The organism is Agromyces sp. 3263, from assembly GCF_031456545.1.
In the GTDB taxonomy this organism is placed as follows: Bacteria; Actinomycetota; Actinomycetes; order Actinomycetales; family Microbacteriaceae; genus Agromyces.
This window is the reverse complement of record NZ_JAVDUV010000001.1, coordinates 34549-54197: the sequence shown is the minus strand read 5'-3', so window position 1 is coordinate 54197 and position 19649 is coordinate 34549. Positions and strand designations below refer to the sequence as shown.

Below are 19649 nucleotides of genomic sequence, written 5' to 3'. Positions count from 1 at the left end.
GGTCGCTGATCGCGGACACTCGCCGCGTCCTGTCGGCCTGCGTCGCCGGTCGGCCGTAACGTGGTCGCATGGCTACGAGCACCAGGTCGAACGGGCGTGCCTCCGGCGCGTCCGCACGCGGCTCGGGCTCCAAGACCGCGCCCACGAAGAAGCTCCCGGCGTCGACCTCACGCGGGTCGGCGGCGGCGAAGGCCAAGCCGGCCACGCCCGACCGGCCCCCGCTGCTCGTCCGCGCTTGGATGGGGCTCGCGCACGTCACGGGTGGGGCGGCGCGCGCGCTCGGCCCCGAGACCCTCGCGAAGGAGGAGCGCCGCGACGGACTGCCGTTCTTCATCGTGGTGCTCGCCGTCGCCGGCGCGCTCGTCGAGTGGTTCTTCATCAACGAGCCGGTCGCCCAGGCGTTCGACTCGTGGACGTTCGGCGGACTGTTCGGACGGGTCGCCTTCGCGCTTCCCGTGGTGATGCTGCTGTTCGCCGTCTGGCTCTTCCGGCATCCCAGCTCGGTGCACGACAACACCCGCATCGGGATCGGCCTCGGTCTCCTGCTTCTCACGGTGTCGGGGCTCTGCCACCTGTTCGGCGGCCAGCCCGAGCCGAGCGAGGGCATGGCCGTGCTGGCTCGTGCCGGCGGCATCCTGGGCTGGATGCTGGCCGAGCCGCTGATCCTGCTGATCACCGACATCGGCGCCGCCGTCGTGCTCGTGCTGCTCCTCGTGCTGTCGCTGCTGATCATGACGAAGACGCCGCCGAACCGCATCCCGGCGCGGTTCCGCGAGCTGTACGCCTGGCTGTTCGGCGCGCCCGAGCCCGATGAGCGTCCCGAGGCCGAGCCGAAGCCGTCGCGCCGCGCGGCCCGCAAGACGGCGCAGGCCGAACTCGACGGCATCGACGCGCTCGACGACGACTCCGAGCCCACCGGGCTCGTGCCCTGGTGGCGACGCAACGACTCGAACCGCGAGGAGGATCCCGCGTTCGAGGCGAACGGCGTCGACGGCCTCACCGAGGTGTTCGGTCCGGGATCCGCAGCCGGCAGCTTCGAGACGCCGCTCGAGGGTGTCGGCGGAGCCGGCTCGTACAACACCGAGGTGCTGGGCGACCTCGACCGCGCGGAGGCCGCGCTCCAGCGCTTCACCGGCGACATCCCGCACGGCGGCACCGGACTCCGCGGCGACGACGCCGGGTCACCCGCCGTGCTCGCGGTCTTCGACGTCGAGGGCGAGGGTGATGCGACCGTCGGGATCGGCGGCGCCGCGGCATCCGCTGAGCCGAGTCTCGAAGCCGCCGTGCCGGATCGGCCCTACCACCTGCCGGCGGCGTCGACCCTGGCGGCCGGTGCGCCGGCGAAGACGCGCTCGCACGTGAACGACGAGGTCGTGCGGCAGATCACCGGCGTGCTCGAGCAGTTCGGGGTCGACGCCAAGGTGACCGGGTTCTCGCGGGGCCCGACCGTGACGCAGTACGAGATCGAGCTCGGGCCCGGCGTGAAGGTCGAGCGGGTCACCGCCCTGTCGAAGAACCTGTCGTACGCGGTCGCGTCGAACGAGGTGCGCATCCTCTCGCCGATCCCCGGGAAGAGCGCGATCGGCATCGAGATCCCCAACGCCGACCGCGAGATCGTGACCCTCGGGGACGTGCTGCGGTCGGGCGCGGCCGTGAACGCGAAGCACCCGATGACGATCGGCGTGGGCAAGGACGTGGGGGGCGGCTACGTCGTCGCCAACCTCGCGAAGATGCCGCACCTGCTGGTGGCCGGATCGACTGGCTCGGGCAAGTCGAGCTTCGTGAACTCGATGATCACGTCGCTGCTCATGCGGGCGAAGCCCTCCGACGTGCGCATGGTGCTCATCGATCCCAAGCGGGTCGAGCTCGCGCCGTACGGGGGCGTGCCGCATCTCATCACGCCCATCATCACGAACCCGAAGAAGGCCGCCGAGGCGCTGCAGTGGGTCGTCAAGGAGATGGACATGCGGTACGACGACCTCGCGTCGTTCGGCTTCCGGCACATCGACGACTTCAACAAGGCCGTGGTCAACGAGGAGATCGTGCTGCCCGCCGGCAGCGAGCGCAAGCTCAAGCCCTACCCCTACCTGCTCGTGGTCGTCGACGAGCTCGCCGACCTTATGATGGTCGCCCCGCGCGACGTCGAGGACTCGATCGTGCGCATCACGCAGCTCGCACGCGCGTCGGGCATCCACCTCGTGCTCGCGACGCAGCGGCCCTCCGTCGACGTCGTCACGGGCCTCATCAAGGCCAACGTGCCGTCGCGCCTCGCCTTCGCGGTCACGAGCGTCACCGACTCGCGAGTCATCCTCGACCAGCCGGGGGCCGACAAGCTCATCGGTCAGGGTGACGCGCTCTTCCTGCCGATGGGGGCGTCGAAGGCGATCCGCGTGCAGGGCGCGTGGGTCAGCGAGTCCGAGATCGAGAAGGTCGTCACGCACGTCACGCGGCAGGCGCGGCCCGAGTACCGGCAGGATGTCGCGGCCGCCGTGGAACGCAAGGAGATCGACTCCGACATCGGCGACGACCTCGAGCTGCTGCTCGCCGCGGCGGAGCTCGTCGTCTCGACGCAGTTCGGTTCCACTTCGATGCTCCAGCGCAAGCTCCGCGTCGGGTTCGCGAAGGCCGGGCGGCTCATGGACCTGCTCGAGTCCCGGGAGATCGTCGGTCCGTCCGAGGGGTCGAAGGCCCGTGACGTGCTGGTGACAGCCGAGCAACTGCCCGGCGTGCTGGCACGTCTCCGCGGCGAGGAGCCGGCAGGAGGGGGCGGCCCGGCCGGGCAGGCGGCGACGCCGCGAACGACTCCACTCGCCGAGACCGGCGGCTACGACGACCCGGACCCCCGCTACGACGACCCCGTCGGTCGTGCCACCGAGGGGCTGCCCGAGGTCGAGGGCGACACCGACGAGGACGCCTGGGGCCTCACCGGCCGCGACTGAGCCGCCCGCTCCTCGGAAGCACCGCGCGGCTAGGCTGTGCGTATGACCTCCTCCGCCGGAAGCCCCGAGCGATCGGCGAATTGGAACCTCCCCAACGCGATCACGATCGTGCGCATCGTGCTGGCGCCGATCTTCTTCTGGATGCTGCTCGCCGACGGCGGCGACGACGGCTGGCTCCGGTGGGCGGCGGCCGCCCTCTTCATCATCGCGATCGCGACCGACGGCATCGACGGCCACATCGCGCGTTCGCGCGGCCTGGTCACCGACCTCGGCAAGATCCTCGACCCGATCGCCGACAAGCTCCTGACGAGCGGCGCCCTCGTCTGCCTGTCGATCCTCGGCGAGCTGCCGTGGTGGATCACCGCGATCATCGTCGTGCGCGAGGTCGGCATCACCGTCTGGCGGCTCGTGGAGCTGCGCCGGGGCAACGTGGTGCCCGCGTCGTCCGGCGGCAAGCTCAAGACCGTCGTGCAGTCGGTCGCGATCTCGCTGTTCCTCGTGCCGCTCGACTCGGTGGTGGGTCCGTGGATCGTGTGGGTCAACTGGGTGGCCATGGCCGCGGCGCTCGTCCTCACGGTCTGGTCGGGCCTGCTGTACGTGCGCGACGCCGTTCGACTCGCACGCGGTGCGCGCGAGTCGCGCTGAGGGCGAGCGGATGCCCCGGCCGGCCGATTCCCCAGGCGCGCCCGACGCCCGCGCACTGGTGCACCGGCTCACCGACCTGGGCCTGACGATCGCCACGGCCGAGTCCTTGACGGGCGGGCTCCTGGCCGCGGCGATCGTGGACGTTCCGGGAGCGTCCGTCGTGTTCAACGGCGGAGTGGTGGCGTACGCGACGCCCGTGAAGCGCACGGTGCTCGGCGTGGACGCCGCGCTCCTCGCGGAGCGAGGGGCCGTGGATCCCGACGTCGTGCAGCAGATGGCCGACGGCGTGCGCCGCGCATGCGCCGTCGATGGCCGGGCCGCCGACCTCGGCGTCGCGACCACGGGGGTGGCGGGGCCCGACTGGCAGGACGGCCGGGCCCCCGGAACGGTGTACGTCGGGATCGCCTCGTCGAGGGGCATCCGCTCGGTGGCGCTCGCGCTCGACGGCGGCAGGGCGGTGGTGCGCGCAGCCGCGGTCGTCGCCGCCATCGCGGCCGCGGTCGAGGAGCTCGACGCCGTCGGCGTTCCGGCGGAATAACCTTCGTGAACAACCTGTTACAGGTGACGAGTTCACACGAAAGTCCAAGTGTGCGACGCTAGGTTGGAAGCCATGAGAGTCGGGTAGACTGACCCTCCCGTTTCCGGCTCCGAGGAGTCGATGGCAGAGTGAAGGAGGTCCCCGATGGTTCTGGTTCGACAGGAGATCGGCGACGTGCTGAGGGACTTCCGTCTGCAGAAGGGTCGCACCCTTCGTCAGGTGGCGTCGAAGGCCAGCGTCGCTCTCGGTTACCTCAGCGAGGTGGAGCGCGGCCAGAAGGAGGCCTCGTCCGAGATCCTCGCGTCGGTCGCTGAAGCGCTCGACACCCCCATCTCCGTGATCATGCACGAGGTCGGCGACCGCATCGCCGTCCTCGAGGGCCTGGCCGTCGTGCCCGACAGCCTGCCCGACGAGCTCGTCGCGGAGTTCGACGCGGACATGATGGTCCGCTGACCCACCCACGATCCAACGCATCGGCCGGTCTTCGGACCGGCCGATGGCATGTCCGGGAGCATCGATGAAGCTGAGCGAGTTCCAGATCGCGGTCGATGAGGAGTTCGGCGCAGGGTACGGCAGCGTCGTCGTGAACGACCTCGTCCTGCCGGGGCTCCGCGACCGCACCGCACGCGAGGCACTCGCCGCCGGCGTTCCGCCGCGCGAGGTCTGGGTCGCCCTGTGCGAGGCGACGGATGTCCCGCCCGAGCGTCGTCACGGAGTCGGTCGGCGTGAGCCCGGGCGAGGCCAGCGGCGCACGTCCTGACGGCATCGAGCGCCTTCGGCGGCCCCGAAGACGTGTTCGACACGCGGGCGTGTCTTCGAACATGCGTTCGGCTGCTCGACTAGGCTCGTCCTCGACAGCAGCAGGAATGTCGCGTCCTTCCACATCCCGCCTCACGGGGCTCCGGATGTCGGTGGGCGGCCATACGGTCGAAGCGTCGGAACACACCGCAAACGCCTTGTCGCGAGACGCCGCGGGTCACGGCCCGCAACGTGGAACGACAGCCTAGAGGCAGCCGCAACGAGCACGAGGAGCCAGCACATGCCATCACCCGTAGACCGCGAGAAAGCACTCGAAACCGCACTCGCCCAGATCGACCGCCAGTTCGGCAAGGGGTCGGTGATGCGCCTCGGCAGCGAGGACCGCGCTCCCGTCGAGGTGATCCCCACGGGCTCCGTCGCACTCGACGTCGCGCTCGGCGTCGGCGGCCTTCCCCGCGGCCGGATCATCGAGATCTACGGCCCCGAGTCATCGGGAAAGACCACGCTCACCCTGCACGCGATCGCCAACGCGCAGCGTGCCGGCGGCATCGCGGCGTTCGTCGACGCCGAGCACGCGCTCGACCCCGAGTACGCGAAGAAGCTGGGCGTCGACATCGACTCGCTCCTCGTCTCGCAGCCCGACACGGGTGAGCAGGCGCTCGAGATCGCCGACATGCTCGTGCGCTCAGGCTCGATCGACCTGATCGTGATCGACTCCGTCGCGGCGCTCGTGCCGCGCGCCGAGATCGAGGGCGAGATGGGCGACTCGCACGTCGGCCTGCAGGCCCGCCTGATGTCGCAGGCGCTCCGCAAGCTCACCGGTGGCCTCAACCAGACGAACACCACGATGATCTTCATCAACCAGCTGCGAGAGAAGATCGGCGTGTTCTTCGGCAGCCCCGAGACCACCGCGGGCGGCAAGGCGCTCAAGTTCTACGCCTCGGTGCGACTCGACATCCGCCGCATCGAGACGCTGAAGGACGGCACCGAGGCGGTCGGCAACCGCACGCGCGTCAAGGTGGTCAAGAACAAGATGGCGCCGCCCTTCAAGCAGGCGGAGTTCGACATCCTCTACGGCGTGGGCATCTCGCGCGAGGGCTCGCTGATCGACTACGGCGTCGACCAGGGCATCGTGAAGAAGTCCGGTGCCTGGTACACCTACGACGGCGACCAGCTCGGGCAGGGCAAGGAGAACGCTCGCAACTTCCTCCTGCAGAACCCCGACATCGCCGCCGACATCGAGAAGAAGATCCTCGCGAAGCTCGGCATCGGTGCGGCCGGTGCTGCGCCGGCCGTGCCGTCGAACGTCGAGTCGATCGAGGGCAAGCTCGGGCGCAAGGGCGCCTGAGTCGCACGATGAACGAGATCGGGGAGGGGAGTGAGATGAGCGATGCAACCGAGCACCTCGCCCCGGTCTCGTACCTGCCGTGGGCCACGCCGCCCGGCGCGCCCGCGGCGGCCGGTGGCCCCGGCGGGCCCGCCGCAGCCGGTGGCCGCGGGCGATCGGCCCTGTCCGACGACGTCGTCGATGCGACCGAGCAGCCCCGTACGAGTGGTTCGGGCGGCAGTCGTTGGTCGTCACCGAACTCCGAGCGCGACTCCCGGCGCGCCGAACGTCGTCGCAGTCGCTTCACCGTCGTGAGCGACGATCCCGAGGAGACCGGGCCCGAGCGAGATGCCCGCATCGACCGGCTGGTGGTGTCTCGGTTGCGCCGTTCGGCGCTGTCCGTCGCCGAGGTGCGAGCGGTGCTCGCCGAACACGGCCTCGACGAAGCGGAGATCGAGGAGTGGATCGAGCGCTACGAGCGGTTCGGCTACCTCGACGACGCGCGACTCGCCGAGCAGCTCGTGCATGTCAACGGGGCCCGCCGCGGCCGGGGGAGCGGTGCGATCCTCCAGGAGCTCTCGCGTCGCGGCGTCGACCCTTCCGCGGCTCGCGCCGCGGTCGACGAGCTCGACCCCGACGTCGAACGTCGCAACGCCCTCGAGGTGGCGCAGCGGCGTGCGAGGCAGCTCACCGGACTCGACCACCAGACGGCGGAGCGTCGGCTCTCCGCCTTCCTCCAGCGTCGGGGCTACCCCGGCGACATCGTCCGCGAGGCGGTGACGGCGGCGTTGGCCGCCGATGGCTCGTAAACTGGTGCGATCATGAGCACCCTTCGCGAGGCCTCGACGATCGAGACCACTGAGCCGGCGTCGACGCCACGGACCTACGAGGTTCGCACGTTCGGCTGCCAGATGAACGTGCACGACTCCGAGCGCCTCAGCGGATCGCTCGAAGCAGCCGGGTACGTGCCCGCCGATGGGGCCGAGCCCGACATCGTCGTCATCAACACGTGCGCCGTGCGCGAGAACGCCGACAACAAGCTCTACGGCAACCTGGGACATCTCGCCGGCGTCAAGCGTCGTCACGCCGGCATGCAGATCGCCGTCGGCGGCTGCCTCGCCCAGAAGGACAAGAACGTCATCCTCGAGAAGGCGCCGTGGGTCGACGTCGTCTTCGGCACCCACAACATGGGGTCCCTGCCGAGCCTCCTCGAACGTGCACGCCACAACGACGAGGCGCAGCTCGAGATCCTCGACGCCCTCGAGGTGTTCCCGTCCACGCTCCCCACCAAGCGGGATTCCACGTACAGCGGGTGGGTGTCGATCTCCGTCGGCTGCAACAACACGTGCACCTTCTGCATCGTGCCGGCGCTCCGGGGCAAGGAGAAGGATCGCCGACCCGGCGAGATCCTCGCCGAGATCCAGGCACTCGTCGACGACGGCGCCGTCGAGGTGACCCTGCTCGGCCAGAACGTCAACTCCTACGGCGTCGAGTTCGGCGATCGCCAGGCGTTCGGCAAGCTGCTCCGCGCCGCGGGCCGGATCGAGGGCCTCGAGCGCATCCGCTTCACGAGCCCGCACCCGGCCGCATTCACCGACGATGTCATCGAGGCCATGGCCGAGACGCCGGCGGTCATGCCGCAGCTGCACATGCCGCTCCAGTCGGGCTCCGACCGCATCCTCAAGGCGATGCGCCGGTCCTACCGCTCCGAGAAGTTCCTCGGCATCCTCGACCGTGTGCGCGCCCGAATTCCGAACGCCGCGATCTCCACCGACATCATCGTCGGCTTCCCCGGTGAGACCGAAGAGGACTTCCAGGAGACGCTCCGCGTCGTGGAGGCCGCACGATTCGCGTCGGCCTTCACCTTCCAGTACTCCATCCGCCCGGGCACGCCGGCCGCGACGATGGACGAGCAGGTGCCCAAGGAGGTCGTGCAGGAGCGCTACGACCGACTCATCGCGCTGCAGGAACAGATCTCCTGGGAGGAGAACCAGCGCCTCATCGGCCGTCCGGTCGAGGTCCTCGTCTCGACGGGTGAGGGCAAGAAGGACGCCGAGACGCACCGGCTGAGCGGGCGGGCCGAAGACAGCCGGCTCGTGCACTTCGAGGTTCCTGCCGGCTCCGAACTCCCGCGCCCCGGCGATGTCGTGTCGGTCACGATCACGCAGGCTGCGCCGTTCCACCTCATCGCCGACTCGCTCGACGATGCGCCGCTGGCGATCCGCCGCACCCGGGCGGGCGATGCCTGGGATCGCGCACAGGCCGAGAGCTGCGGCGTGCCGGCCGGCCCGGCGGCATCCGTCGGTGCTCGCGTGTCGTTGGGCCTTCCCTCGCTGCGCGCACGTGGCGCCGAGCCGCTCGTGGCCCCGGGTGTCGGCACGATGCCGATCTACGACCCCAGCGACGCACAGCGCTGACGTGACCCTTATCGCGATCGTCGGCGCGACCGGCACCGGCAAGTCCGACTTCGCGCTCGACCTCGCCGAGGCGTTCGAACGGGCGGGCCGGGTCGGCGAGGTCGTGAACGCCGATGCGATGCAGCTCTACCGCGGCATGGACATCGGCACCGCGAAGCTGGCACCCGATGCGCGGCGGGGGGTGCCGCATCACCAGCTCGACGTGCTCGACGTCACCGAGGAGGCGTCGGCCGCGGCATACCAGCCCGCCGCCCGTGCGGACATCGACGACATCCTCGCCCGCGGGCACGTCGCGCTGCTCGTCGGTGGATCCGGCCTGTACGTGTCGTCCGTCATCCACGACTTCCGCTTTCCCGGCACCGACGCCGCCGTTCGGGCGCGGCTCGAGGCCGAGCTCGCCGAGATCGGTCCCGGCCTCATGCACGCGAGGCTGCGGGCGCTCGATGCCGAGACGGCCGCGAGCGTCGATGCGCAGAACGGCCGGCGCATCGTGCGCGCCCTTGAGGTCATCGAGCTCACGGGGGAGCCGAAGGCCGCACGCCTTCCCGACGAGCCCGTGGCCTGGCGGCCGCACCGCATCGTGCACCTCCGCAGCGATCGCGCACGTCTCGTGGACCGGCTGGATGCCCGAGCCGCACGCATGTGGGAGGACGGACTGCTCGACGAGGTGCGCGAGCTCGTGCCGCGCGGTCTCGAGCGGGGCGTCACGGCGCGCAAGGCGATCGGCTACGCGCAGGCCCTCGCCGAGTTCCACGGGCGGATGTCGCGCGCCGAGGCGATCGCCCAGACGCAGCAGTTGACGCGCACCTACGCGCGCCGGCAGGTCGGCTGGTTCGGCCGCTATCGCGACGCGACCACGATCGACGCCGACGACCTCGCCGCTCGGGACGCGGAACTGGCCCGCCAGGCGGCTCTAGACTGATCGGATGCCGTTCGATCTGCGATTCACCAAGGGGCAGGGCACGGGCAACGACTTCGTGCTCTTCAGCGACCCCGAGGGCGACACCGAGCTCACGCCCACGCAGATCGCCGCGGTGTGCGACCGCCGGTTCGGGGTGGGCGCCGACGGCGTGATCCGAGCCGTGCGCTCGCGCAACCTCAGCGACGGCGCCGCGGCGCTCGCGGAGGATCCGGCCGCAGTGTGGTTCATGGACTACTGGAACGCCGACGGCACCGTCTCCGAGATGTGCGGCAACGGCATTCGTGTCTTCGTCAGCTACCTGCTCGACCAGGGGCTGGCTGAGCTCCCGGCCGGAGGGGCGATCGCCATCGGTACGCGCGCGGGTGTCCGCACCGTGCGACGCAGCGGCGACGGCTTCCAGGCCGACCTCGGACCCTGGCGACTCGCCGGCGGCGAGCCGCTCGTGCGGGGCAAGGAGCTGCCGGTGGCACGACCCGGACTCGGCATCGACGTGGGCAACCCGCACGTGGTCGTGGCGCTCGCCGACGACGACGAGCTCGAGGCCGTCGACCTGAACTACCAGCCCGTGCTGGACCCGGTACCCGAGGCCGGCGCGAACGTCGAGTTCGTGGTGCCCGCCGAGCCGCTCGTCGAAGACGGCGTCGGCCGCATCCGCATGCGCGTGCATGAGCGTGGTTCGGGCGAGACGCTCTCGTGCGGCACCGGCGCGGTTGCGTCGGCACTGGCCGTGCGGTACTGGGCCGGGTCCGGCGCGCCGAACGACTGGCGCGTGCAGGTGCCGGGTGGCGTCCTGGGCGTGCGCATGTTCGAGGCAGCCGACGGAGAGCATGTCGCCCTCTCCGGGCCGGCGGAGCTCGTCTTCGACGGGGTGCTCACCCTCGCCTGAGTTCAGCGCGCGGTCGCCGCACGGGCAGCGAGCACGCGGAACCCCTTGGACTTGTCGGCGCGCTCCACGTCGAGGCCCAGTTCGGCGGCGAGCCAGCGCTGCAGGGACTCCGCCCCGAGGTGCTTGGCGACCACGAGCCAGGCGCTCGCGTCGTCGGCCAGCCGGGGAAGCCAGTGCGCGAGCATGGCGTGCAGTTCCTGCTTGCCGACGCGGATCGGCGGGTTCGACCAGATCGTGGCGAACCGAAGGTCGTCGGGAACATCGTCGGGCAGCACGGCGTTCACATTGGTGAGGCCGAGGCGGGCGGCATTGCGACGCACCAGGTCGAGGGCGCGTTCGTTGACGTCCACGGCCCACACCGTGGCATCCGGCGCCCGCATCGCGAGGCTCAACGCGATCGGACCCCAGCCGGCACCGAGGTCGAGCAGGTGCCCGGTCTGAGGCGGCGAAGGGACCGCGTCGAGCAGCACGCGGGTGCCCTCGTCGAGATGCTCGGGGCTGAACACCCCGCCGGCGGTGACGAGCTCGACCTCCCGGCCGGCGAGTCGCACACGGATGGTGCGCGTGCCGCCGCCGCTCCGAGGCGAAGGGGAGAAGTAGTGGTCGGAGCCCATGCAAGCAAGTTATCGCACGCGAACGGAAGTAAGGTTGACGAGATGAACGAAGGCGAACGGCACACTGCAGACGACGACGTCGAGCGCGTGCTCCGCAGCGCGGAGAGCCGCGCGGGCGTGGCCAGGTTCGGCGCCGGCGACGCCTCGGCGATCCAGCGCACCGGGTCGGAGGTGACCGGCGACGACTCGCACGACGGCGAGCAGTTCGACCGCGAGGAGCGCGCCGCGCTGCGGCGGGTGAGCGGTCTCTCGACCGAGCTCGAGGACGTCACCGAGGTCGAGTACCGACAGCTTCGACTCGAGAACGTCGTGCTCATCGGCGTGTACGCGCAGGGCTCGCAGGACGACGCCGAGAACTCGATGCGCGAGCTCGCGGCCCTCGCCGAGACGGCCGGTGCACGGGTGCTCGACGGGCTCCTGCAGCGTCGTCCGCACCCCGACCCGAGCACCTACCTCGGCAGCGGCAAGGCCGAGGAGCTCCGCCATGTCGTGGCCGCGCTCGGGGCCGACACCGTCATCGCCGACACCGAGCTCGCTCCGAGCCAGCGGCGTGCGCTGGAGGACGTCGTGAAGGTCAAGGTCATCGACCGCACCGCGGTCATCCTCGACATCTTCAGCCAGCACGCGAAGAGTCGTGAGGGCAAGGCCCAGGTCGAGCTCGCGCAGCTCGAGTACCTGCTTCCCCGCCTCCGCGGCTGGGGTGAGTCGATGTCCCGCCAAGCCGGTGGCCAGGTCGGCGGCGCCGGCGCCGGCATGGGCTCCCGCGGACCGGGCGAGACGAAGATCGAGCTCGATCGTCGCCGCATCCACTCGCGCATGGCGAAGCTGCGCAAGCAGATCGCCGGCATGAAGCCCGCCCGTGAGGCCAAGCGCGCCAACCGCCGCCGCAACGCCGTGCCCTCAGTCGCGATCGCCGGGTACACGAATGCGGGCAAGTCGAGCCTGCTCAACCGCATCACCGGGGCCGGAGTGCTCGTCGAGAACGCCCTCTTCGCCACGCTCGACGCGACCGTGCGGCGCAACACCACCACCGACGGTCGGGTCTACACCATCGCCGACACCGTCGGGTTCGTGCGCAACCTGCCGCACCAGCTGGTCGAGGCGTTCCGTTCGACGCTCGAGGAGGTCGGCGACGCCGACCTGATCGTGCACGTGGTCGATGCGGCGCACCCCGACCCGGCCGGGCAGATCGCCACCGTGCGCGACGTGATCGGCGAGGTCGGCGCGCGCGACGTCCCCGAGCTCATCGTCTTCAACAAGGCCGACCTCGTGACCGAGGAGGACCGGCTCGTGCTCCGCGGCCTCGAGCCGAACGCCGTGTTCGCGTCGGCGCGCACCGGCGAGGGCGTTCCCGACGTGCTCGCGGCGATCGAGCGCATGCTGCCCGACCCCGCGGTCGAGGTCGACCTGCTCGTGCCGTACGACCGCGGCGACGTCGTCTCGACGCTCCACGAGGCCGGTCGCGTCCTGTCCGTCGAGTACGTGGAGGACGGCACCCGCATCCGCGCGCTCGCGTCGCCCGAGCAGGCGGGCCAGCTCGCGGAGTTCGACGCGGCATCCGTGCCCGCTTAGGCAGTGCGGCCGGTTCCCTGTCACCTCGCGTCATAGTGGGCGCATCCGCGTGACGGAGGCGTATCGTCGCTGGTGATCGTCGGTGCACGGCCGGATGCCGGGCACCTGGAGCGACCGCCGAGCCCGGCACCCGCCCGCGACACCCACCCGCCGATCCGGCCGGGGGACGCGGCCTGCCGCGCCTTCGCCGAACGGCACGCGACGCCACGCAGGAGCACCATGGCCCAGACCGGACCGGACGCCGGAGGCGCGGACTGTCGGGACCGCCCGCCGGTCTCCTTCGAGCTGTTCCCGCCCCGGACGGATGCCGCTGCGCTCGCGCTCGGTCGCACGATCGACAAGCTCGCCGAGGCGGATCCCGCGTTCATCTCGGTGACGTTCGGCGCGGGCGGCTCGTCGCGCGACCGTTCCCTGACCGTGCTCCGCTACATGCTCGAACACACCGACGTCGAGCCGATGGCGCACCTCACCTGCGTGGGCTCCTCGCACGCCGAGGCCAATCGCCTGGTGCGCGAGTTCCTCGACGCGGGCATCACGAGCTTCCTCGCGCTGCGCGGTGACCCGCCCGCGGGCGCCGACGCCTCTCCCGACGCCGGCATCGGCGACCTCGACAGCGCAGCCGAGCTGGTGCAGCTCATCCACCGGGTGCAGGAGGAGCGCGAGCCCTTCGGCCAGGTCGGCATCCCGGGCCTGCCCGGCGTCAGGCAGATCGGTGAGCGGCCGAGGCCCGAGCGCGTCGCGGTGGCGACGTTCCCCACGGGACATCCGCGATCGCGCGGAGTCGCCCAGGACGTCGACACGCTGCTCGCCAAGGAGATCGCGGGAGCCAACCTCGCCATCACGCAGCTGTTCTGGCGCGCCGAGGACTACCTCGGCTTCGTCGACCGGGCCCGCGCCGGCGGGGTGACGATCCCGATCCTGCCCGGCATCATGCCGGTCACCACGCCCGCCCGGCTCGCCCGGCTCACCGAGCTCACGGGCGTCGAGCCGCCGGCGTCCCTCGCGATCGACCTCGAGATCGAACCGGATGCCGCGGCGCAGGCCGAGCTCGGCATCGAATTCGCCACCCGGCTCGCCTCCGACGTGCTCGCGGGCGGCGCACCGGGCCTCCACCTGTACACCTTCAACCGCCATGAGGCCGTGCTCGACGTGCTCGACCGGCTCGGGATCGGCGTCAACGACCGACTCGTCAACGAGAGGAACACCACAGAACGATGACCGCACACTCCTTCCCCACCGGCACGATCCTGGGCTACCCGCGCATCGGGCGCCGCCGCGAGCTGAAGAAGGCCGTGGAGGCCTTCTGGTCGGGCACGATCGACGCGAGCGGGCTCGAGGCCGCCGCCGCCGAGCTCCGTGCGGCCACGCGCGAGCGCCTCGCAGCCCTCGGCCTGGGCCGTGACGACTCCTCCATCCCCGAGTCGTTCTCCTACTACGACCAGGTGCTCGACGCCGCGATCGCGGTGGGCGCCGTGCCCGAGCGGTTCCGCCGGCTGCAGGACGAGTCGGGCCGCGTCGACCTCGCCGGGTACTTCACCATCGCCCGTGGCGAGGGCGAGGACGCGCCGCTCGAGATGACGAAGTGGTTCGACTCGAACTACCACTACCTCGTGCCCGAGATCGGGCCTGACACCGCGTTCTCCCTGCACGCCGACCGGATTCTCGCGGAGTTCGCCGAGGCCAAGGCCGCGGGGTTCCTCACCCGCCCGGTCATCGTCGGACCCGTCACGTTCCTCCTCCTCGCGAAGGCCGCCGACGGTGCCCCCGAGGGCTTCCGGCCGATCGACCGCCTCGCCGACCTGGTGCCCGTGTACGCGGCGCTCCTCGCCGAGCTGCAGGCGGCCGGTGCCGCGTGGGTGCAGCTCGACGAGCCGGCGCTCGTGAGCGAGAGCATCGACGAGTCGCGCGACCGGGTCCTCGAGGCGATCGGCCAGGCGTACGACGAGCTGGGCTCCGCCGAGCAGCGGCCGTCGATCTTCGTGGCCGCGCCCTACGGCGCGCTCGGCGACGCGCTGCCCGCGCTGGCGGCCGCGCCCGTCGAGGCCATCTCGCTCGACCTCGTGCGCGGCACCGCGCCCGAGCAGCTCGACCCGGCGACCGAGGAGTCGCTGGCGTCGAAGACCCTCGTCGCGGGCGTGGTCGACGGCCACAACATCTGGCGGGGCGACCTCGCGCACGCGTTCGAGCGGGCCGACGCGCTCCGCTCCTTCTCGGGCGACGTGGCCGTCTCGACCTCCACCTCGCTGCTGCACGTGCCGCACGACGTCGAGGACGAGTCCGAGCTCGACCCGCGCCTCGTGAGCTGGCTCGCGTTCGCCGACCAGAAGGTCGCCCAGGTCGCGACGTTGGCACGGGGGCTCGCCGAGGGACGTGAGGCCATCGCGAGCGAGCTCGACGCGGCATCCGCGGCCCTCGCCGACCGTGCCGGTGCGCCCGGGGTGCGCGTGCCCTCGGTGCGTGCACGACTGGCCGGCCTCGCCGATCGCGACTTCGCCCGTGACGCCTACGACGAGCGGGTCGCCGCCCAGGAGTCGCTCGACCTCCCCGAGCTGCCCACCACGACCATCGGATCGTTCCCGCAGACGGCCGACATCCGCCGTGCGCGCGCACGTCTGCTGAAGGGCGAGTTGACGGATGCCGAGTACCGCGGGCTCATGCGCGAGGAGATCGAACGCGTCATCCGCCTGCAGGAGGAACTGGGCCTCGACGTGCTCGTGCACGGCGAGCCCGAGCGCAACGACATGGTGCAGTACTTCGCCGAGCTCCTCGACGGGTTCGCGGTCACGCAGCACGGTTGGGTGCAGTCCTATGGATCGCGCTGTACGCGCCCGTCGATCCTCTGGGGCGACGTCTCCCGTCCGGCGCCGATGACGGTGGAGTGGTCGACGTACGCCCAGTCGCTCACCGAGAAGCCGGTCAAGGGCATGCTCACCGGTCCGGTGACGATCCTCGCGTGGTCGTTCGTGCGTGACGACCAGCCGCTCGGCGACACCGCGCGCCAGGTCGCTCTGGCACTGCGCGACGAGATCGGCGACCTCGAGCAGGCGGGCATCCGGGTCATCCAGGTCGATGAGCCGGCGCTGCGCGAACTGCTCCCGCTGAAGCTCGCCGACCAGCCCGCCTACCTCGACTGGTCGGTCGGCTCGTTCCGGCTCGCGACAGGCGGCGCCGGTGCGGCGACGCAGGTGCACACGCACCTCTGCTACTCGGAGTTCGGCGTGGTCATCGACGCGATCCGCAACCTCGACGCGGACGTGACCTCGATCGAGGCCGCCCGCAGCCGCATGGAGGTCGTCGACGACCTGTCGACGAGCGGCTTCGACCACGGCATCGGCCCGGGCGTCTACGACATCCACTCGCCGCGCGTGCCGAGCGCCGCCGAGGTGCAGTCGCTCCTCGAGCGGGCGGTCGCGGAGATCCCGGCATCCAAGCTGTGGGTCAACCCCGACTGCGGTCTGAAGACCCGCGGCTACGAGGAGACCGTGGCGTCGCTGGAGCACATCATCCAGGCGACCCGCGCCGTGCGCGCCGAGCTGCCCCAGCCCGCGCTCGCGAAGTAGGACGAAACGCACGCCGGTCGGATGTCGCGAGCTCGCGGCATCCGACCGGCGTCGTCGTTCAGCGCCACGTCGCACGGCGCATCGTCGCACTCGGGGGATCCCCATGTGCTGCCCGGGCAGCCCACAGGTGCGACCCGTACGGTCGACCTCATGCGACTCGCAGTGCACGAATCCGGCGAAGGTGCCAAGACCGCCGTGCTGATCCACGGGATCATGTCCGATTCACGGGCCTGGCACCGGGTGACGGCAGAGCTCCACGCGCACGGATATCGGGTGCTCGCGGTCGACCTCGCCGGGCATGGTCGCAGTCCCCGGGCGCGTCGTTACTCGCCGGCGGCCTGGGCGCACGACGTCGCGGAGACGGTCGAGCCGATGCTCGACCGGGCGCCCGACGTGGTCATGGGCCACTCGCTCGGCGGCCTCGTCGCGAGCCTCGTCGCCGACCGCCTGGCGCCCCGCGCAGCCATCTACATCGACCCGGCGTTCTCGTTCCCCACCGGAGTCAAGGGCTGGGCGTTCAAGGCGTTCTTCGCCGTGGCCCCGCGGCCCCGGAGATCGGCACTCGTGCGCATGAACCCCCGCTGGAGCGCGGTCGACGTCGACATCGAGGTCGCGACGCTTCGCGACTGGGACAAGCGGACCATCCTCGGATTCCTCGACACGAGGTCGCTCGTGCCGCCCGCCCGACTGGTGGCGCCCAGCCTCGTCGTGCTCGCCGAGAAGAGCCTCCTGATCACCGAGCGAGTCGCCGCGCAGATGCGAAGCCGGGGCATGACCGTCGCAACCGTGAAGGGAACCGGTCACACCGTGTTCCGCGACGACCACGCAGGCTTCATGGATACCGTGTTCGGGTGGCTGCACGGGCTCGGTGCACCGGCCACCAAGGCCGCGACGCACCGAGTGCTCACGGCCGCCTGAGCGGGAGCTGCAGGGTCTGCCGAACCCTGGTCAGACTGCGCGGAGCACGGCGACGACCTTGCCGAGGACCTCGGCCTGGTCGCCGAGGATGGGCTCGAACGCGGTGTTGCGGGGGAGCAGCCACGTGTGGCCGTCGCGCTGCCGGAAGACCTTGACGGTCGCCTCGCCGTCGAGCATGGCCGCCACGATCTCGCCGTTCTCCGCGGTGCGCTGCGATCGCACCACGACCCAGTCGCCGTCGCAGATCGCCGCATCGATCATGGAGTCGCCGACGACCTTGAGGATGAAGAGGTCGCCCTTGCCGACGAGCTGACGGGGGAGGGGGAACACCTCGTCGATCTGCTGCTCGGCGGTGATCGGGATGCCGGCGGCGATGCGCCCCACCAGGGGAACCATGGCGGCGTCGCCCACCTGCACGGGCTCGCCCGCCGAGGCGTTGCGTCCGGGTGCCCCGGGCAGCTCGATGAGCACCTCGAGGGCTCGGGGACGGTTGGGGTCGCGCCGAAGATATCCGGCGAGCTCGAGCTGGTTGAGCTGATGCGTCACGCTCGACAGTGAGGAGAGTCCCACCGCGTCGCCGATCTCGCGCATGCTCGGCGGATATCCACGGCTCGACACGGAACGCTGGATGACCTCGAGGATGGCGACCTGCTTCGCGCTCAGGCTCTTGCGGCGGCGTTGGCCGCCCGCCGTGCGCGTTCCGTCGATGTCGGTGCTCAACGTCTCCGCCCCTCGTTGCGACCTCGCGGCCGGATGTCGGTGGTGTCTGATCGACTGTGTTCGAACATTCGAAACTGTATCCGGCAGATGTCGGTGCGGCAAACATTCGTTCGAGTGTGTCGCGCAATTTGGCGGCACCACGCACGACGAGTCGACGCTTGCAGCTTCGAACATTCGAAGATATATTCGGAACAGAGCTTCGCATCCGGCCCTCCCGGCCGAGGGCCGGATGCGACTCATCAGGAGGTGTGAGATGAGTGCAGTGATCGCAACGAACCGGCTCGGCACTTCCGTGCGCCCGCAGCCGATCGAGGCGCCGGCCGCCACCCGGCTTCGCCTGACCCGTCGGGGAAGGGCGGTCTTCACGGGGCTGGCGTCGCTCCCGTTGGTGGTCTGGGCGCTGGTCGCCGTCCTCGGTTCCGGTGGCGCGGCGGCCGATTCGGGTGCCGCACGGGCAGCAACGTCGTTCGAGTACGTCACGATCGGCCAGGGCGACTCGCTGTGGGCCCTTGCCGAGTCCCTCGCGCCGCAGGGGGATCCGCGCGAGCTCGTCGACGAGATCATGCGACTCAACGGCCTCGACGACGCGGTCGTCGAGCCGGGCCAGCGGCTCGCGCTTCCCGTCGTTCCATGACGTCACGGGGCCGTGGCGCCTGCCACCGCGTGGCTAGCATGGACTGGTGACGAGCCTCGACGACCTGCCCATCCGCGACGATCTCCGCGGCCGCACGCCGTACGGCGCACCGCAGAAGACGGTGCCCGTCGCCCTGAACGTCAACGAGAACACGCATCCGATCCCCGAGGATGTCGCGCACGACATCGTTGCACGCGTCGCCGCGGCGATCCTCAGCCTCAACCGGTATCCCGATCGGGAGTTCACCGCCTTGCGTCGCGCGCTGGCGGACTACCTCGGCCACGGGCTCGACGTCGACCGCATCTGGGCGGCCAACGGGTCGAACGAGGTGCTGCAGCACATCCTGCAGGCGTTCGGGGGCCCGGGCCGCTCGGTGCTCGGATTCGCACCCACGTACTCGATGTACGGCCTCCTCGCATCGGGCACCGGCACGCGATGGATCACCGCAGGGCGCGACGACGACTTCGAGCTCAGCCCAGGGACCGCCGTCGCGGCCATCCGTGAGCACGACCCCGACGTCGTGCTGCTCTGCGCGCCGAACAACCCGACCGGCACGCCGCTGTCCCTCGACACGATCACGGCGGTCGCCGATGCCGCGCGAGGCATCGTGGTGGTCGACGAGGCGTACATCGAGTTCGCCGACCCCGGCACGCCGAGCGCCCTGACCCTGCTCGAGGGGCGGCCGAGGCTGCTCGTCTCGCGCACCATGAGCAAGGCCTTCGCGTTCGCCGGCGCGCGGGTCGGCTACCTCGCCGCCGACCCTGCCGTCGTAGATGCCCTGCGCCTCGTGCGCCTCCCGTACCACCTCTCGGCGCTCACGCAGGCCGCGGCGCTCGGCGCACTCGCGCACTCCGACGAGATGCTGGCGATGGTCGACGAGATCCGAGGGCAGCGCGAGCGCATCGCACGTGAGCTGGAGCACCTCGGATTCCGCCCCTACCGCAGCGGCGCCAACTTCGTGCTGTTCGGCGGGGTCGACGACCCGCACGCGGTGTTCGAGGCGCTCCTCGACCGCGGCATCCTCATCCGCGAGATCGGCCTCCCGGGGTGCCTGCGCGTGACCGCCGGCACCGAGGCCGAGACGACGGCGTTTCTCGAGGCGATCGCGAACTTCGCTCCGTCGACCCGCGCGAGCGCCGCGGCTACCCCGGCGGCGAGCACCGCCACGACTCCGGCATCGACCCCCGAATAGGATGAC

18 protein-coding genes are annotated in these 19649 nt (G+C 71.0%); 16 read left to right on the top strand and 2 right to left on the bottom strand.

The window, feature by feature from the left end; genetic code table 11:
• The first annotated feature begins 68 nt into the window (after positions 1 to 68).
• From J2X63_RS00245 to dapF, 10 genes are all read left to right on the top strand, one after another.
• Positions 69 to 2939 carry a DNA translocase FtsK gene (locus J2X63_RS00245; RefSeq protein ID WP_309972682.1) on the top strand — a complete coding sequence of 957 codons (2871 nt, stop codon included), beginning with the start codon at positions 69 to 71 and terminating at the stop codon, positions 2937 to 2939.
• A gap of 42 nt (positions 2940 to 2981) precedes the next feature.
• Positions 2982 to 3584 (top strand): CDP-diacylglycerol--glycerol-3-phosphate 3-phosphatidyltransferase, encoded by a 603-nt coding sequence (pgsA, locus tag J2X63_RS00240; RefSeq protein WP_309972680.1) that lies wholly within the window; start codon positions 2982 to 2984, stop codon positions 3582 to 3584.
• A 10-nt stretch (positions 3585 to 3594) separates the two neighbouring features.
• Positions 3595 to 4122 carry a CinA family protein gene (locus J2X63_RS00235; protein ID WP_309972677.1) on the top strand — a complete coding sequence of 176 codons (528 nt, stop codon included), beginning with the start codon at positions 3595 to 3597 and terminating at the stop codon, positions 4120 to 4122.
• A 144-nt stretch (positions 4123 to 4266) separates the two neighbouring features.
• A complete protein-coding gene (locus J2X63_RS00230) occupies positions 4267 to 4575 on the top strand; it encodes a helix-turn-helix domain-containing protein (protein WP_159605269.1) in 309 nt (102 codons plus the stop codon).
• A 64-nt stretch (positions 4576 to 4639) separates the two neighbouring features.
• Positions 4640 to 4882 (top strand): DUF3046 domain-containing protein, encoded by a 243-nt coding sequence (locus tag J2X63_RS00225; RefSeq protein ID WP_309972675.1) that lies wholly within the window; start codon positions 4640 to 4642, stop codon positions 4880 to 4882.
• 279 nt (positions 4883 to 5161) lie between these two features.
• Positions 5162 to 6229, top strand: a complete 1068-nt coding sequence (gene recA, locus J2X63_RS00220; RefSeq protein ID WP_159605265.1) for a recombinase RecA — start codon at positions 5162 to 5164, stop codon at positions 6227 to 6229.
• A gap of 35 nt (positions 6230 to 6264) precedes the next feature.
• Positions 6265 to 7017, top strand: coding sequence for a regulatory protein RecX (locus tag J2X63_RS00215; RefSeq protein WP_309972672.1), 753 nt, complete (start codon positions 6265 to 6267; stop codon positions 7015 to 7017).
• Positions 7018 to 7029: 12 nt separating this feature from the next.
• Complete coding sequence (gene miaB / locus J2X63_RS00210) at positions 7030 to 8625, top strand: tRNA (N6-isopentenyl adenosine(37)-C2)-methylthiotransferase MiaB (RefSeq protein ID WP_309972670.1); 1596 nt, start codon at positions 7030 to 7032, stop codon at positions 8623 to 8625.
• Between the two features lies 1 nt (position 8626).
• Entirely contained in the window at positions 8627 to 9547 is a 921-nt protein-coding gene (miaA, locus tag J2X63_RS00205; protein WP_309972668.1) for a tRNA (adenosine(37)-N6)-dimethylallyltransferase MiaA, read from the top strand.
• Positions 9548 to 9551: 4 nt separating this feature from the next.
• Positions 9552 to 10433: a diaminopimelate epimerase gene (dapF, locus tag J2X63_RS00200; protein ID WP_309972666.1), complete on the top strand. Its 882-nt coding sequence runs from the start codon at positions 9552 to 9554 to the stop codon at positions 10431 to 10433.
• A gap of 2 nt (positions 10434 to 10435) precedes the next feature.
• Here dapF and J2X63_RS00195 read toward each other — a convergent pair whose 3' ends face one another.
• On the bottom strand, positions 10436 to 11047 hold the full coding sequence (locus tag J2X63_RS00195) for a methyltransferase (RefSeq protein WP_309972664.1): 612 nt from the start codon (positions 11045 to 11047) through the stop codon (positions 10436 to 10438).
• A 42-nt stretch (positions 11048 to 11089) separates the two neighbouring features.
• Between J2X63_RS00195 and hflX the strand changes: the two genes are divergently transcribed.
• The 4 genes from hflX (at position 11090) to J2X63_RS00175 (ending at position 17097) form a co-directional block, all read left to right on the top strand.
• The gene (hflX, locus tag J2X63_RS00190) at positions 11090 to 12619 is read left to right on the top strand and encodes a GTPase HflX (RefSeq protein ID WP_309972662.1); all 1530 of its coding nucleotides are present in this window, start codon (positions 11090 to 11092) and stop codon (positions 12617 to 12619) included.
• A 219-nt stretch (positions 12620 to 12838) separates the two neighbouring features.
• Positions 12839 to 13837, top strand: coding sequence for a methylenetetrahydrofolate reductase (locus tag J2X63_RS00185; protein WP_309972661.1), 999 nt, complete (start codon positions 12839 to 12841; stop codon positions 13835 to 13837).
• Positions 13834 to 16179: a 5-methyltetrahydropteroyltriglutamate--homocysteine S-methyltransferase gene (gene metE / locus J2X63_RS00180; RefSeq protein WP_309972659.1), complete on the top strand. Its 2346-nt coding sequence runs from the start codon at positions 13834 to 13836 to the stop codon at positions 16177 to 16179. The genes J2X63_RS00185 and metE overlap by 4 nt, the downstream gene beginning before the upstream one ends.
• 150 nt (positions 16180 to 16329) lie before the next feature.
• Positions 16330 to 17097, top strand: a complete 768-nt coding sequence (locus J2X63_RS00175) for an alpha/beta fold hydrolase (protein ID WP_309972657.1) — start codon at positions 16330 to 16332, stop codon at positions 17095 to 17097.
• Positions 17098 to 17127: 30 nt separating this feature from the next.
• Here J2X63_RS00175 and lexA read toward each other — a convergent pair whose 3' ends face one another.
• Entirely contained in the window at positions 17128 to 17805 is a 678-nt protein-coding gene (gene lexA / locus J2X63_RS00170; RefSeq protein WP_309977742.1) for a transcriptional repressor LexA, read from the bottom strand.
• 265 nt (positions 17806 to 18070) lie between these two features.
• Here lexA and J2X63_RS00165 point away from each other — a divergent pair, with 265 nt between their 5' ends.
• Both J2X63_RS00165 and J2X63_RS00160 read left to right on the top strand, forming a co-directional pair.
• The gene (locus J2X63_RS00165) at positions 18071 to 18451 is read left to right on the top strand and encodes a LysM peptidoglycan-binding domain-containing protein (RefSeq protein ID WP_309972654.1); all 381 of its coding nucleotides are present in this window, start codon (positions 18071 to 18073) and stop codon (positions 18449 to 18451) included.
• Positions 18452 to 18497: 46 nt separating this feature from the next.
• Positions 18498 to 19643: a histidinol-phosphate transaminase gene (locus J2X63_RS00160; RefSeq protein WP_309972652.1), complete on the top strand. Its 1146-nt coding sequence runs from the start codon at positions 18498 to 18500 to the stop codon at positions 19641 to 19643.
• Positions 19644 to 19649 lie beyond the last annotated feature (6 nt).

Excerpts from the sequence above, each read along its gene's own strand:
- J2X63_RS00245 (WP_309972682.1), top strand. The coding sequence starts at position 69 with ATGGCTACGAGCACCAGGTCGAACGGGCGTGCCTCCGGCGCGTCCGCA.
- pgsA (WP_309972680.1), top strand. The coding sequence starts at position 2,982 with ATGACCTCCTCCGCCGGAAGCCCCGAGCGATCGGCGAATTGGAACCTC.
- J2X63_RS00235 (WP_309972677.1), top strand. The coding sequence starts at position 3,595 with ATGCCCCGGCCGGCCGATTCCCCAGGCGCGCCCGACGCCCGCGCACTG.
- J2X63_RS00230 (WP_159605269.1), top strand. The coding sequence starts at position 4,267 with ATGGTTCTGGTTCGACAGGAGATCGGCGACGTGCTGAGGGACTTCCGT.
- J2X63_RS00225 (WP_309972675.1), top strand. The coding sequence starts at position 4,640 with ATGAAGCTGAGCGAGTTCCAGATCGCGGTCGATGAGGAGTTCGGCGCA.
- recA (WP_159605265.1), top strand. The coding sequence starts at position 5,162 with ATGCCATCACCCGTAGACCGCGAGAAAGCACTCGAAACCGCACTCGCC.
- J2X63_RS00215 (WP_309972672.1), top strand. The coding sequence starts at position 6,265 with ATGAGCGATGCAACCGAGCACCTCGCCCCGGTCTCGTACCTGCCGTGG.
- miaB (WP_309972670.1), top strand. The coding sequence starts at position 7,030 with ATGAGCACCCTTCGCGAGGCCTCGACGATCGAGACCACTGAGCCGGCG.
- dapF (WP_309972666.1), top strand. The coding sequence starts at position 9,552 with ATGCCGTTCGATCTGCGATTCACCAAGGGGCAGGGCACGGGCAACGAC.
- J2X63_RS00195 (WP_309972664.1), bottom strand. The coding sequence starts at position 11,047 with ATGGGCTCCGACCACTACTTCTCCCCTTCGCCTCGGAGCGGCGGCGGC.
- hflX (WP_309972662.1), top strand. The coding sequence starts at position 11,090 with ATGAACGAAGGCGAACGGCACACTGCAGACGACGACGTCGAGCGCGTG.
- J2X63_RS00185 (WP_309972661.1), top strand. The coding sequence starts at position 12,839 with ATGGCCCAGACCGGACCGGACGCCGGAGGCGCGGACTGTCGGGACCGC.
- metE (WP_309972659.1), top strand. The coding sequence starts at position 13,834 with ATGACCGCACACTCCTTCCCCACCGGCACGATCCTGGGCTACCCGCGC.
- J2X63_RS00175 (WP_309972657.1), top strand. The coding sequence starts at position 16,330 with ATGCGACTCGCAGTGCACGAATCCGGCGAAGGTGCCAAGACCGCCGTG.
- J2X63_RS00165 (WP_309972654.1), top strand. The coding sequence starts at position 18,071 with ATGAGTGCAGTGATCGCAACGAACCGGCTCGGCACTTCCGTGCGCCCG.